The 15,222-nt window shown below is 35.9% G+C and carries 13 protein-coding genes; 2 read left to right on the plus strand and 11 right to left on the minus strand.

The genetic code is table 11. The features are described from left to right. Positions 1–28 precede the first annotated feature (28 nt). A complete protein-coding gene (locus LMC10_RS04520; RefSeq protein WP_229269065.1) occupies positions 29–562 on the plus strand; it encodes a TetR/AcrR family transcriptional regulator in 534 nt (177 codons plus the stop codon). A gap of 759 nt (positions 563–1,321) precedes the next feature. Here LMC10_RS04520 and LMC10_RS04525 read toward each other — a convergent pair. From LMC10_RS04525 to LMC10_RS04570, 10 genes are all read right to left on the minus strand, one after another. Then, positions 1,322–2,587, minus strand: a complete 1,266-nt coding sequence (locus LMC10_RS04525) for an AbiH family protein (RefSeq protein ID WP_229269066.1) — start codon at positions 2,585–2,587, stop codon at positions 1,322–1,324. Between the two features lie 167 nt (positions 2,588–2,754). Further along, entirely contained in the window at positions 2,755–2,997 is a 243-nt protein-coding gene (locus tag LMC10_RS04530; protein WP_411377806.1) for a GIY-YIG nuclease family protein, read from the minus strand. Positions 2,998–3,082: 85 nt separating this feature from the next. Then, complete coding sequence (locus tag LMC10_RS04535; RefSeq protein WP_229269067.1) at positions 3,083–3,499, minus strand: hypothetical protein; 417 nt, start codon at positions 3,497–3,499, stop codon at positions 3,083–3,085. 16 nt (positions 3,500–3,515) lie between these two features. Then, positions 3,516–3,917 (minus strand): arsenate reductase (thioredoxin), encoded by a 402-nt coding sequence (gene arsC / locus LMC10_RS04540; RefSeq protein ID WP_229269068.1) that lies wholly within the window; start codon positions 3,915–3,917, stop codon positions 3,516–3,518. Positions 3,918–4,204: 287 nt separating this feature from the next. Further along, positions 4,205–4,579 carry a hypothetical protein gene (locus tag LMC10_RS04545; RefSeq protein WP_229269069.1) on the minus strand — a complete coding sequence of 125 codons (375 nt, stop codon included), beginning with the start codon at positions 4,577–4,579 and terminating at the stop codon, positions 4,205–4,207. Between the two features lie 113 nt (positions 4,580–4,692). Continuing rightward, entirely contained in the window at positions 4,693–6,585 is a 1,893-nt protein-coding gene (locus LMC10_RS04550; protein ID WP_229269070.1) for an SNF2-related protein, read from the minus strand. Beyond that, complete coding sequence (locus tag LMC10_RS04555) at positions 6,566–7,858, minus strand: hypothetical protein (protein ID WP_229269071.1); 1,293 nt, start codon at positions 7,856–7,858, stop codon at positions 6,566–6,568. Before LMC10_RS04555 ends, LMC10_RS04550 begins: the two co-directional genes overlap by 20 nt. Position 7,859: 1 nt before the next feature. Beyond that, complete coding sequence (locus LMC10_RS04560) at positions 7,860–10,835, minus strand: type III restriction-modification system endonuclease (RefSeq protein WP_229269072.1); 2,976 nt, start codon at positions 10,833–10,835, stop codon at positions 7,860–7,862. 4 nt (positions 10,836–10,839) lie between these two features. Beyond that, positions 10,840–12,831, minus strand: a complete 1,992-nt coding sequence (locus LMC10_RS04565) for a site-specific DNA-methyltransferase (RefSeq protein ID WP_229269073.1) — start codon at positions 12,829–12,831, stop codon at positions 10,840–10,842. After that, complete coding sequence (locus tag LMC10_RS04570) at positions 12,824–13,072, minus strand: hypothetical protein (protein WP_229269074.1); 249 nt, start codon at positions 13,070–13,072, stop codon at positions 12,824–12,826. The genes LMC10_RS04565 and LMC10_RS04570 overlap by 8 nt, the downstream gene beginning before the upstream one ends. A 127-nt stretch (positions 13,073–13,199) precedes the next feature. Between LMC10_RS04570 and LMC10_RS04575 the strand changes: the two genes are divergently transcribed. Further along, entirely contained in the window at positions 13,200–13,709 is a 510-nt protein-coding gene (locus LMC10_RS04575; protein WP_229269075.1) for a hypothetical protein, read from the plus strand. A 149-nt stretch (positions 13,710–13,858) separates the two neighbouring features. Here the strand turns inward: LMC10_RS04575 and LMC10_RS04580 are convergent, their stop codons facing one another. Then, a complete protein-coding gene (locus LMC10_RS04580; RefSeq protein ID WP_229269076.1) occupies positions 13,859–15,196 on the minus strand; it encodes an IS4 family transposase in 1,338 nt (445 codons plus the stop codon). Positions 15,197–15,222: the final 26 nt, after the last annotated feature.

A 15,222-nucleotide genomic window follows, 5' to 3' on the forward strand; every position in this document is an offset into this window, starting at 1 on the left:
TTTGTGGCAAAGACAGGAGTATCAAAGAATGCACAATCGAATGTACCAACAGAATAAAGAAAGAATTGTAAATAGCTTTTTCTATTTATTAACAGAAAAAAACTACCAGCAAATAACCATTGTTGATATTGTTAATAATGCTGGAATCTCCCGACGAACCTTCTATCGAATATTTCCAGATAAACAATCAATATTAGATAACTATTTAGATGAATGGATGAAAAATTGGATTAACTATGTCAGTAATAATCGTCCTACTTCTCAACAAAAGATGGTTAAACAACTATTCAAATTCTGGGAGCCCTTCATCCCAGAGTTGACAATATTGGTAAATGCTAATCTAGCATCATTAATTCTTGAGAAATACAATGAGATTTTTCCAAAATATTTTATAGACTTTCACAATGGCACCCAAGATAATGAGGAACTCGCCCTAGTTAAATTAAGATATTTATCTTATTTTGATATAGGTGCTATTTGGAATGTATTCATCAATTGGATAAAAGATCCCTATAAAATCTCATTAGAGGATTTAACTTCTTTGATCCAACAACAATTTTAAGTAGTAATAATATGGTACTCAATTAGTGGGTGCCTATTTTTATATCGAGTGTATCAACATACTGAATATTTTTAATATTTCGCCTAGATTAGCGATTTTTACTTACTACTCATATGCATATCGGCCTGCCAAACTGGATATTTGCATACTCGACCCACCGGCTCCAAATAGAAAAGTGTACTAATTCCAATCGTTAAAATCAGAATTAGTACACTTTTAATCATCTGTAAATACAGTCATGACGCTGTTTATCGGCTATTTTTCTGTACGTTCCAGCACCGTATGCTCTCGACGGTTCGCCACTAACCAATCATTCGTCACTTTGTTCCTCATTCTTGGGCGGCTATCGTGTGGAGCGTTTCTAAGCTTGAATACTTCTGTTAGTCGCACTTGAGGATAGAAATACTCTCAACAGTTCGCGCTTCCGAATCATTTCGTCACTATGTTCCTCATTCTTCGAGCGCTATTGCATGAGTCATTCGTAAGTAATTGAACTTTGCTATGCTCGTTCCATTACAACGACTGACTCAACATGCCACGAGTTGTTGTAGTTAGTTACACATTTCGAATTAATAGCTATGCTAACTCATTATCTTTGCTTAACTCAAAACATTGTGTTAGTTAACTCGCTTGCATAATGCCAAATATTGCCTTGATTTTGAGATGAACAGCAAGTACCAAATTATTACTGGTTTGTGGGAACACATAACCTTTCAAAATAAAATTACTGCATCTGTGAGGAAAACTGAAATTAGAAAATTATTCACTTGGAATTACGCTAAGCCGATTTTCCAAATTTAATTTGTTTAAAATATTATAGCCATGCGTTTCGCTCAGCGAATTACCGTAATCGGTGAGTAAGTTATATAGGCGAGTTATGGCTTGCTGCCGCATAATTAGTTTTTCCTGATCATTCTTGCCCGGATAATAGTAGTATTCTATCTTACAATCAGAGTGGTAAAGATTATTCTCGTCAAAAATAGCTTCAAAATATGAATAATCTGCTGCTCCTAATGAATGACCATAAATTGTAATCAAGTCTTGTCCGGCATATCCTGATGAACTTCTCATTTCATTTATCTCATTCTCAATAACTCTATAGGCTTTAGTAAATGAAATTCTAAAATTGGATTGGCTATTTTTTGAAAGAATACCATGACTATCAATGCCAAAAATAGGAGCTGGATAATATGGTGTTTCTTCATGATGAGCAATTCCATGAATATTAGACCAAGTATTTAACCTATTATCATCTATTTCTTTATCCAAAATATCCTTAAACCTATCATCTAACGAATAATTGAAACTCAGAACATCAATTTTGCCACTTGCAGAATTTTTATTAGACCGATTGTATTTAGAAATCTGTTTGTATAACTTGATTGCATTATCAACATACCCTTTTCGAGTCTGATTCAGATCGATTTGATTTACAATATAGACCGCAAAGATATGTTCAAACTTTTTTAATTCTTTTAATAGTTCAGCTGCAATGTCTTCAGGCTCATTGTGTCCGGTATAAGATAAATAATAAACAATTTTTGAAAAGAACTTAATACCCTCATCTTCACGCAGACCTATCTGGACATTTTCCGCATAATTCATCTTGTAAGTACTATTTGCATTTAATGCAATAGAAATAACATCAAAGATTAGAGATTCGACATCTTGCCATTCATATTTGTTTATGCTCCTGTCCACACAAGCATCTGCAAAAAGAAAAAATAAATCCCATCGAGTAATATCGTTTCCCGCCGAAAAAAACTTTTCTTTGTAATGTTCAAAGTAGTCGCAGTCATTATTATCATTTGGAGAGAAATTAAGCTGACTTCTTACATCCGAAATAAATGATAAAATTTTACATCTTTCCTGAGCTAAACTGTCTTCCAACTCTTCAATTTGATTTACATTATCCTTATCTCTACAAAACAATGTATTAAATCTATCTAAGAAAAAATCTGAATATCTGCTTCTTAAACCACAGTGAATATCAAAGCCATTACCAAGAACGATTAATTGATTCAATAATTACACCTCATATTCTTTTAGTTACTTTATGTCCAGTTGAGCGGCCTAGTCGAAAGCATTAACTGTTACTATAGATCACTGATTCATTCGAAGTTTAGACACTATTTCATTCACCACGTCATCAATAGTGTCCAAATCCGTTACAAACTACTCTCTTGGGTGAATCATTCGATCATTGGTCGCCTTATAATATCCACATTGAGTCGATAGTTTGCTAGAGCATGATGAATCGCTGTCTCCAATGCTTCCGAATCCAAGTTGGCCACTTGAATTTCTTTGCAAACTTTTACTGGTCCATACAAGTATGTCGATTCATTTTCTGCATTGGCAATTTGCTTTTCAACAGAGCCGCTAGTATAGCCAACCTTATATAATGATTGATTTTCCTGTACCTTTCGAATATCCAATATCGAAAGTCAGGATACTTCTGAGTATCATAATACCCATTTTCATCAATTTTAACGTCTTCCACTATCATGAAATGCACGGCACTCAGCTATTTAGGCTGGGGGTGTGTGTTGTAGGCCAATTCTTAAAAGGATCTTGTTTGGAATCTATTTTCACTGGCTTAGAAAATTCGAACTTGTTAGTCGGTCGTGTTCCCCATCGTGGATTGCTATGTAAAATTGCTTCGAGTTTAGTAATTCTGTTTGTCGGGACAAAGGTTACTATACTATTTGAACTTCTTAAATTAGAAGTTTTTTCATCCAAATCGTACTTACTGATTTCAGCAGTTTGAACTGTGTCTTGTCTAAGCAAAGTATCCAAAAATCCGATATATATTTTACCGTCGTCTGTTGTTATCCTTACTTTTTCGCCGATAGGATTAGCTTTTAGCTGATCAAAATCACAAGAATATTGCTCAACAATTTTCCCTGATAAATTATATTGAATAAAATATACTGCCATATCTATTGATACTTCCCTAATCCAATTTAGAAATATGTTCTTTTATCTCATTACGCACTTGACGAAAAACAGCTAATTTTTGTTCATCCGTACCCTCAGCGTATGCTGGATCGGGTAACGGCCAATGAATGCTTCGCGAATGTGGGAATAATACCGGACACCGGCCTCTTGCATCACCACATAAAGTAATGACTAGGTCCGCAACATTTAAGTAATCTGGATCAATTAGTTTAGAACTTTGATTGCTGATATCAATGCCATCTTCGGCCATCACTTTAACTGCGTTTGGATTTAATCTATGAGTTTCAATTCCAGCACTTTGAACTTCATACTTTCCCTTCAGGAGAACTTTAGCATATCCTTCTGCCATTTGACTGCGACAAGAGTTACCAGTACATAAAAAGTAGACTTTTTTCATTTTAATAATACTTCCTTTTAATCCATAGGGCTACATCAACTAACAAAATCTTACACTAATATGCAGCAGTTTTTCCAGGAAGATTTGCGGGGGCTTCTCAGACGTGATCAATAAGGATACTTACAAATATTAACCAAAGCCAAGCAACCCACACGGTCTAGCTGTGAGCTGCTTGGTTAAAGTCATTCATTTTTTCTATCAGTACTTTGGGGAGAAGATCCACAACTTACGACATTGGGTTACTGCAGACTTTTGCGTATCATTATAATTATCTGCTAATATAGAAGTTATTTATCACGAAAATTGTCATCGTCATGGAAATCATTATCATTACGAAAATTATCATCATTGTTATATGGACTATGTTTGATAATTTGATCTGTAGTATAGATATCCCACATTGTATTAGATATGTCATTCTCTTGACCAAAATCACTCGGTCTCTTATTTTTAGATTTAAGATCTGGGCCTAAATCATCACCTTCAAGCCAGCTCATCACATCTATAATAAGGTTAAGTCCTAAACATGTTCCGCCAACAATGAAGATAAATGCTAATACTAAATACCAAATGTGTAGTAGAGTTGCAATAATAGCTGCAATTACTATTGCTATCGCCCATCTTTTATGTAAAATTCGTTTTCTTTCTTCTGATGGTTTCATGATATTTATCCTCTTTTCAATATAATGAATACCTAACCTTACAATCCACCAAAATAAAAATATTTGGATATTCTTCTAGTTATATTATCTCCTGGATTTGGGTCTATTACAAATTACTTATACCGCCCCATTACGATATCCTTAACTTCTTGTAGATAATCATCTGTATATTCGGGCACGAGTAGTTGACCATCGATTGCATCAAGCATAACTCTTTCTTTATCTTTTAGCTTCTTATAAACGGTATTATCAATAAATCCCATATGAGCGACATCACCCTTGGTTATCAAGTAGTAGTACCGAGTATATTGATTTGCTGGTAATCCCAGACGATTAATACGATCTCGCGACTGTAGCATAAAAGTTAAATTGAAATTGTATTCAAAGTAAACAGCATCATGTACTGTTTGGTGAAGAGAAATTGATTCGCCTAAAGTATTAGGGTTTGAAACTAGTACTTGGGCATCCCCCGTTCTGAAGTTGTTAATCATTCCTTCACGTTCCTGCTTAGGGGTCGCACCATAAACTAAAGTAGTCTTGATCCCCATACCATTAAGAGTATCTGTAATCTTTTGCATTGTGCCAACAAACATCCCCCAAACTAGGACTTTCTTACCTTGACTAACTAATTTGTCAATTAGGTCAATGCCCATTTCAAATTTAGGAGCTTCTATCTTAGTTAAATTGAATTTTTTGTATGCTTCACCACTACTGGCATTTTCTTTTTCAACAGTAGAACCCTGTTTATCCCAAACTCCCGAATCAGCATCAACTAAACCTAATTCTTTATAGTTGATGTTAGTTGCTAGTAATTCTGGGTTAGTTGAAGCTTGCAGTAATCTAATGAAAGTAGCTAAAGTACCATTTTCATTTTCATAAATTGCCTGCGATAACAATTGCTGATTCTTTGACGGTTTCACTTCTTTAATAATATCTGGGTCTGGTTTGGGTACATGTAGATCTTGTTTATTGGTTCGCCAGAAGAATGGTGATAGTTTCTTATTCACATCTTCAGGATCAATATTGTTTAATGTGGTCAAATCCCAAGCAAAGAATGAAGAGTACTCATCTGGATACATCAAATGCAAGAAATTATAGATATCCCTAAAGCCATTTGGGATTGGCGTACCTGTTAGAACATAACGATAGTGCGGAGCTTGGCTTAAACTTAATGCGGCTTTTGCTCGTTGACCACCAACACCTTTAACTCGGTGAACCTCATCAAAAACTAGCATCGTTTTAGCATCCAATAAATCATTAATAATATTTAACTTGTTTTGGAGCGATTCATAATTGATGGTGATCACATCAGCCTGAACCCAATCATGTTTAATCGCACCAGGATTGTTACTATACTTTTTATCCCGCATATTAAGGTAATATAGTTCTCGCTTAGATCCAAAAACTTCTTGGAATTCTGTTCGCCAAGCTGCAAAGGCATTTAAGGGTGACACCACTAGAAGTTTATTAACTTCATTTACTTGAGAACTAGACAAATAAGCAAAAGTTCCATACATCATCGCGGTTTTACCAGCACCAGGCACTGAAAAGTTAGCTGCTCTCTTCATGACAGTCATGAAGAAACTAGCCTTTTCTTGTTCTGGCTTTAATGGCCGCGTAATCTCTTGACTAACTACTTTCTTGAAATTTTCAAACTCATGCAACCAGCGAGGATCACCATCTTTAATAGTTAAGCCTGCCTGACTTTGTTCTTTAATATAGTACTGGCGTTGTTGTACAAATTGATCGAACTTATTACTAGTTTCAACCTCAGGTAACCCTTTACGTTCTAAACGTCGATTAAGTTTTTTTACTAATTCTAGTAACTGAACATAAGTCAAATCTTCTTTAAATATTCGCTGCTTAGGATCTTCAAAATAAGGAGCAAATATTGTTAACCCCCGTTGAGCTGTTTTGGTTTCTAGAGTATGGTGAGTATCGTCTATTAATTGGAACTGGCCTTTATCATTCTTGATGATGATTGGACTATCTGATTTCATCCCCATATTTACTGAACAACTCCTTGCTTAATTGATTTAAATCCCTCATATATTTCTGGAGTTCTTTTAACTGATCTTCGCTAATCTCGTTGTAGCGTAGACTCCCGATTAAACCACCATCTTCATTCAAATCATGATAGTATTTCACATTTTGCTTGATATTACGAATAAATTTATCTACGGATTCACTATTACGAGCATTTCGCATATAAGTATCAAAGGTATCGCCTAAAGCTTCGACCGTTTCATTTTCATCCGTCAGACTCTGCATTAAATCTGAAGTTGTATGAATTTCAGCATCCTGAAGCGAATCGGATAAGTCATCCACTACGTCAGCAACATCATCATTGAAGTCTTCATTATCTACACTATCGACAATGTTTTTACCGTATTCACGAATATGAGTACGGGCACTATTTCCACTAACCCCAACATGAATTTGATAAAGAATAACTCCAAAATATGAATTCATGGTTTCATTTTTACGAACTTGCGATTCAGGATCATCGCCAAAATTTTTGGACAGTGATTTACCCATTTCATAAAAAAGTGACCAAACCTTGCTTTCCTTGATGATGTTGAAATTATTCTCTGGAGCACCAATAAACTCTAGAAATTTCTTCATATACACTGCGCCATCATAATACTTTTTCACTTCAGTTGGTCGCATATGAGAGTCAGCTGCATAGTCTACCTGAGTCATAATTGGATTATTGCCACTAGTAGTTTGATAAATATCCACAGCTAAGTCAACCGGATCGTAATTTTGTCGTTCTTCCACTCCCATCTGAATGGCTAATTCAAGTTTCTTAATTTTGGCTCGTTCAGTAGTATTATCATATGAAAATGGCAAAACAACGGCTTCAAAATAAACCGTCCTACCTGTCGTTTGATGAATATTACGTAAGGCGGTGTAACGACGATTACCGTCAATAATCCGTCCATCATCAAGCACATAGCCATAAACCTGCTGACCAGAATCTTGAATTGATTTTTCTGTCCGTTTCAGTGCTGATGAATTATCTTGTTCAATCAACTTAGCAACAAAATTATTGTATCGTGGATCCTCTTGATCACTTGTTGGATGCAATTCGTCTTGATATTGTGAAGTACCAGTCGCAATTCGTCCATTCTTGTCATTGTAGTAAAGGTACTCTAAAGGAATTTTATAGACATCAAGAGTTTCTGAACTTACACCGTCAACTTTGATTGGCAACTTAGGTTTCGCGCCTGTTTTTTCCAGCTTTCCCTTTTTAGCTAATTCGATTAGCGACAACATCTTAATTCAACTCCCTATTTTCCAATTTATTAATCAAATCGTGGACTTCTTGTTCACTAGTTGCCATTCGGTAATAAAATCCAGAATCTTTGAGCGACTTGAAATACTTCTCCTGAATTTTACCGATAACTGCATCATCAAATCTCATATTTTCTGCCTTTGTTTCAATCATCAGATAAATTGACTTATTACCATGATCAATCTTAAAAATAAAGTCCGGCGTGGTCGTCCCATTATCAAAGCGTGGAATCTTAATTGCTTTCTTTGGCAGTTTCCCAAAAACACTAATTTTAGGACCATATGACCGTTGTAGAATCTTTAATTCCGGATCAGCACTGTCATAACGAAGCGGTGGTCGATCATACAAATACTTTTCATCAGACACCGAATTTGACTGATATACGCCTAGCACACTAGCAGGAACTGAGTCCACAAACTCATGCTTTTTAGCATTGTAGATTGAAGTTGATGTTGAAAAGTCTAAGGGTTCATAGCTGTAGGACGTCTTGATTCGCTCGTTAAACTGATTGTTAAAGGTTCGAATTAAATTACCTAATGTTTTTTCGTTGATATAGTTAGTATTATTTCTCAGACGCTTAATTGCCTTAATCATCAAATTGTTAAGTAAGTTCACTGGTAAGTCAGTTTGTTTAGCTAAAATTTTAAGAAATTTACCGTAATTCATGGTTAGATATTCTGTATTGTAATCTGTCTGAGTTTCCCGGACAGAAGCTGAGCCTTCATCAGTAACAACTTCTTGGTGGACCATTTGTGGACGTTGCAAAACAAAAATCTTGTTGTCATTATCTTTGAAAACATCCCGTGCTACAGTTTCAGCTACCTGGTTAACTGAAGGATCAAACTTAATCATTTGCCGCTGAGCTAACTGCACCCACAAATTCTTTAGTTGTTGCCAGTTTTGCTTGCGTAGTTTAACCACAGTATTATCCTTAGAATTTTTGTCACGGACTTTACCTTTAGCAACTTTCGTCTGTTGTTCAAGTTCAGGATAAAGTTGGCACAATGCATCATAGCCAGACATCGTTTGACCACCTAGTTCAACGTTTTCTTTAAACTTGTTAGAACGAGTAATTACATTGTGATCATCCAGATCATCAAGTAACTGATCTTCGGTAAATTGCGGATCAGTTTTTTTCTTTTCCTGAACAATTAGCTTAATCATTTCATCAGTGAGTTCTTCCTGATTTAGTTTAATTGGTGAGTCGTCATTGATTTCACCAACTAGTTTCTGTGCAAAGTCACGTTCATCATAACCAATTAGGAATGAAAGTCTACTCTGCCACTCATCTTGATTGAGGCGGTGTCCAGTTTCATCAACTGGTAAACGTAATCCACGACCAACTTCTTGGATCTTGCTAATCTCCGAGCCGGATGTCCGTAGTTTAGCAATTGTGAAAACATTGGGGTTATCCCAGCCTTCACGGAGCGTCCATTTAGAAAATAAGAAACGTCGAGTCAACCAGTTACCATCTTTATCCCTAAAACTGAGCAGCTTTTCCTTATTACTAAGAATATCCTCAACTTCAGCCTGGATATCAGTATCAGAACTACCACGATCTTCGCTGAAGTACCCGGCATAAACATCTTGATGTTCGGACTGAAGACTCTTTAAGGTTGCTTGCAAGAAAGAATGATACTCCTTTTCCCGATCATCGATTGCCATCTCATAACGACCAATTAATTTCTTTAACTTTTCAGTTAAGATCTTTTCAAAATCTTGGGCCAACCATCCTTTGCCATGATTTTCACCACGAAAACTAGAAATACTGTCAATAAAAAATAAAGATAGAGTCTTAATTTTAGGTGCATTATCACCAGAGTTAGGACGAAGAAAATTTTCTTCTTCTGCCTTGAAGTGACAGTCCAATGCTTGAGAAATAATCTCTTTCTGATAATTTTGTGCAAAAGTACCAGGAATTAGTTTCATATCTTTAGCTAAAGCCAATCCATTGGATAATTCATGATCAGTTCCACCCGCATAAGTAATATTACCTTGAAAATCTGGATCAATATCAGCAAGGTTTTCACCGACACCAAGTGTATATTCTTTACTACCTTTGGAAAGGATTAATTCTTTAGCCTTAGCTTGCTTAACCTTATATAAGTTGCTAGCTCGTTCTTCTGGCATATCAGGATAGTCAATGTCAATTCCTTTAACCAAGCCCTGGTTAAAACTATCAACCGCATCTAAGTTAAACTGTGGTTCACCACGATAATAATCAATCTTGGTAACTTTATTTTTACCACGACCACTAGTCATTTCTGGGAAAGTAGCTCCAAAGCGTACAATCAACTGGGGCTTCATTCCTTCAATATCTTCGTAAAATTTCTTTCCCCGTGGAAAACGTTGTGGTTCGTCAATAATTACCACGGGACGAGTAGCTGCAATAGCTTTGATAGGAGATGTTTCGCCACCTAATAAAGTTTGGTCATAGTCATCACGATGCATCGACTTAGAGTGCAGCATTCCCTGGTTAACCAGCAAAACTTCAATTTGATTGGTATTCTGTCGAGTCGCTTCAACAAATTCAGATAGTTGCGCTGGAAAATTACGCCGCCCTGATCGCGCACTAAAATCACCCGCGTTAATAACATTTAGTTGAATACGGGTATTTTCATAAAATTCACTGAAGTGTTGTTTAGCATAATCACTGGTAATAAAGCTGCGGGCACCTTCCTTAATGCTAGGACTTGGTACTGCAATAACAAATTTAAATAATCCATACTTTTGATGAAGATCATACATCATTCGGGTATAAACGTAGGTCTTACCAGTACCTGTTTCCATTTTGATGTCAATATTAGCCTTATCGTTATAACGATATCTGATTAATGGATTGGCATAAATATAATTAGCATCTGGATTATTACTCATCATGTCCATACCAGGGAAAGCCTTATCTATCGCTGCAAGTGCGTCTGTTTGGTGTTGTAAAGTTTCAAGTTTAATCTTCATGGCATTAGTACCTCTTGATTAATGTGACTTTACTGTCTAATTGCTTTAAGCCACTCTCCAGTTCACGTAACTCAGCAATGTTAAATGAATAACCAAAAAGTACAATAGATTGAAGATGGAGTTCGTTTTTCCCTAGTTGATTAAGCAGTTCTTTAGTTTGATCACTACTCCAGCCTTCGTTAATTAGATAAAGACGATCATCGACGAGGTGAGCATGATAATTATCAAATTGCTTATCTTCCACCTCAGTATCAAAGGTATATCCATCTTGGGCTAACCAAGTTGTTAAGATCGTCTGTTCACCACTTGCATCCCCGGCAACATTTAAACTGTTACTAGAGAAGCCTTCAACCATGTTAGTAAACAGGTTAGTGTTATTAGGATCAAAGTCATCAATATCTTCAAGAGTCTGGTTAGCTGGATTAACTACCCGGTAATGTTTGAAACTACCGTCAAAGTCCTTAGGAAGAGTCAATTCATTGTCTTCCTTAATCTTATTAGCTGCCCTTCGAATACGTTCGCGAGAAATTTCATCAATGGATTTAAAGCCAGCATCATAAGCAGCTTTTCCACCTTTTGTTGGAACTTCTTTACCATCTTTATTTGTTTGGTAAGTTTTTTCAGGGAGCTGGATCATAATAAATTTACGATGGCCACCATCTTCAGCATTAAGTTGCATTACGGCATCAGCAGTGGTTGAAGAACCAGCAAAAAAGTCCATAACTATAGAACTAGACATATTATATGTATAACTTTTTACCAATAACTTTATTAAAGAAGTTGGCTTATTAAAGTCAAACATATTAACTCTGAATAGTTGCATAAGTTCTCTAGTCGCATCCTCATTAGAACCTACTGGATAATTTTGGAGCGATAGAAGATTATGCATTTTCTTAATTTCTCCTCCTACTTTTGTCAGATTAGGCCTGAATGGGACACCACTAATCGTTATTTCAGATTCCTTCGCTAAAATCTCATTTAGCCTATCTTGTGAATAACGCCACTCACCTAACAAGGAAAATTTATTAACATTTCTACCCTCAACTATCTGAACATCATTTAGTAATTCAGTTTTAATATTGCCACTTGACATATCTTGCCGTTTGATTATGTCATTATTAATTTTTGAAAAAGAAACAGACTTTGGTGGAAAAGTTAAAATCGTTACAGAATTTCCTGCATTATTAAATGGATATTTTTTCCCTTTTTGTGTCTTCTCCACTGAGAAAGCATGAGTTGATTTTCTATTTTTAGCAAAACATACCACATACTCAAACTTTTGACCAACATTTCCATTTAGAAATGATGGCTTCTTTTTCTTTTCCCATACAAAATTCGTGATAAAATTGGTTTCCCCATAAATCTCGTTTAAAATTTCTAACAAATTATCTTGCTCATTATCATCAATAGAAATGAAGATAATTCCTTTGTCTGAAAGCATGTTTTTTGCCAATACTAATCTCGGATACATAAACGCCAGCCATGCCGAATGACTAGACTTACCTTGAATACTCTTCAATCGTTCCACTTTTTCATCATCAAGTCCAAACATTTCTTTCAACTTATCATCAGAGTATTCAAAAGAATCAGGATAAACAAAACCGTCACTTCCTGTGTTATACGGCGGATCAATGTAAATCACATCAACCTTATTCTGATAGTTATTTTGTAAGTGACGCAGCACTTCAAGATTATCTCCAGTAAAGAATAAGTTCTTACTATTCTTCCCCTCACCTTGATTCTGTTTCTCGTCAGGAACAATAACCGTATTAGAAACTTCACCAGCCTGTCGCCGGGCATAGTCCTTCCCGATAAAATCAAGTTGGTATCCTTCACTAAGCTCATTAACATTCTTTTCTTTTAACTGGTTCTTAAACTTATCTAAATCAAAAGAACCATCTTTCGTAAAGAACTCTGGTAATTTATTTTTCAGTTCATTTAGGAAAGCAGTGTTTGACTTTACTTGTTGGTTGTATTTTTCACTATCTCTAAGCAAAGCAAACACCACCTTTCAAAAAAGATGGCACAGAAAAAGAGTCTACTAACCCTTTAAGAATTAGTAAACTCTTTTTAAAATCATTGACAAATAGGCGTTGAGCTAAATAATCAACGTGTTGTGTTGTGTTGTGTTGTGTTGTGTTGTGTTGTGTTGTGTTGTGTTGTGTTGTGTTGTGTTGTGTTGTGTTGTGTTGTGTTGTGTTGTGTTGTGTTGTGTTGTGTTGTGTTGTGTTGTACATCACACTAGTCTCCTCATTCTTTTTCATTATCAATTTATCAAACAAACATTCTTTCCGCAATATAGTGCTAATAAAAATTAAAATTTTATGTTAGGTTAGTATTACTGATTTATTTTGTTGCAACTAGGTGATTATTATTAAAAAATTAACCAAGACACAAATAGGAGCATTACATCAAGACATATTAACAACAGTTCGTCAATCATATCCTGGTAATGGTTATCAAATTGTCTCCGTGAGTGGCTCCTCAACTACCGAAAGCCTGTATGTTTATGTAATGTACAAACAGAAACTATATTATTTAAGATTTTCTGCCCACGATAATGAGATAAAGGGACATAGCTATACTTCATTTAACTTATTACATTATTCAACTTGGGCAGAATTACGAACTCAACTTCGTCATCATTTCTTAGTTACTAACAAAACTAATGCCTATCAGCTAATGGGATATCATAACTTTGCTTGGCTTGCACTTATCTATCGTTGTTCAACAAATCCTGATTTTGAGGTAAAATTTGAGCCCGCTGATGAAATTCGTAAAGTAACTATTTTTATGGATAGTCACATTTTTGCTGAAATTACGAATAAAAGAAGTGCAAGAACATTACTCAACGTCATTAATTTATTGATTTGACAAATGTAGCGAAACGTATCCCAATGACGAAGGATATTGCTCAGTCAATCGTAAAACCACCTAATCGGTAATTCTCTGATTGCCAGTTAGGTGGTTTTAGCTGTTTAAAGCACACTAAAATAAGGTCGGCTCACTATTAAACTGCTTGTTTACGCAACTCGATAATCAAAACTAACCGCTCTTTTCGGCTTTAAATTTCGCTTATCCCGGCGACCTGGACGAATTGGATTTACATAGGTTTGGAGCTGAATTAATAATTCATCAAACCGTTCCTGCCATATATTGTGATAATAATGGCGTACGATCTTGGTTGCCATCTTAAAATTAATCGTATACCAATGACAATGGTTCGTCTGTGGAACGTAGACCTGGTTGACAGTGGCGCTTACGACGTTATACATAATTAAATTGGCATAGAGTTCTGTTTCAATAAATTCATCCTTTTTCGAGTGAAACTGGATCGCCCCTAAATCATACTTTAGTTTAGAAAAAGCAGTTTCAACTCCCCACCGCAAATGATATAGCTCCTTCATTCGCGATAGCGGAAACTGCTTGGTCGGCAGGTTAGTGATTAATACTTCCCATTCGTGCTTGCCATTTTGACCTGTCCCAATCTGAAACTTACAAGCACGGAAGCTAACCTCACAAAAAGTACCAAAATCCCAGCGAGTATCTCTTGTATTTTTTGAATGGTGAGACTTGTAATGGTGCTGGTGATGGTTGATACAATGGATAAGTTCTTTGTCTTTGTTCATCATATAGTAATGGTTAGAGGTGGTTACTCGACACTGGATTTGGCGATCACATTCGCAAGCTGGTAAGTTGGCGACTTCCTTGATACTGCCTGATAATCTTTCACGAATAACGTAATACGTTCCCACACGTCGATTAAGATTTTCGATCAAGTTGAAACTTGGGTAGCCACGATCCATGATTACAATTGAATTGTTAGGCAGCCGGTTAATCATTTCAAGAGCACCATCTCGTTCGTCCATCTTTGCCTTGGGCTGAATTACACAATCTTGATAGCTTTTGTCCAACAGGTCATATAATGCATTAACGTGCATCTGACAATAAGGCTTGTTCTTTGAAAAATCACAAACAAAGGCTGAACTTGGATTCCATGGTAGGTCGAAGTCAGACCCATCGATCGCCATGACATGGTAATGGTGATTTAGGAGTCGCTGATTAACTATTTTCTGGTTAAGTTGATGCAAGATATATTCAAAGCATTCTGGCGCTAACTTGGCTTTCTGTTGTTCAAAGGCCGGCGCTGAAACATGATCGTTAACATCCGGGAGGGCATCGAATAGCTCGGCATTAAGACTATTGCCGCGCATATTAAGGATTGTTTTGATTAGTACCTTAGCTGGTAATTTGCGATTGCGGGTAAAGTCATGGATAGAGTGTGTAAAATCATGAATATGACCAGTAGTTTCATTGATAATCTCATCTAAAACGCTTAAAATATTAGTATGGTTAACCATATTGTGACACGCTCCTTTTATTAGGA

Source organism: Limosilactobacillus reuteri subsp. simiae, from assembly GCF_020784875.1.
Taxonomy (GTDB): Bacteria; Bacillota; Bacilli; order Lactobacillales; family Lactobacillaceae; genus Limosilactobacillus; species Limosilactobacillus reuteri_H.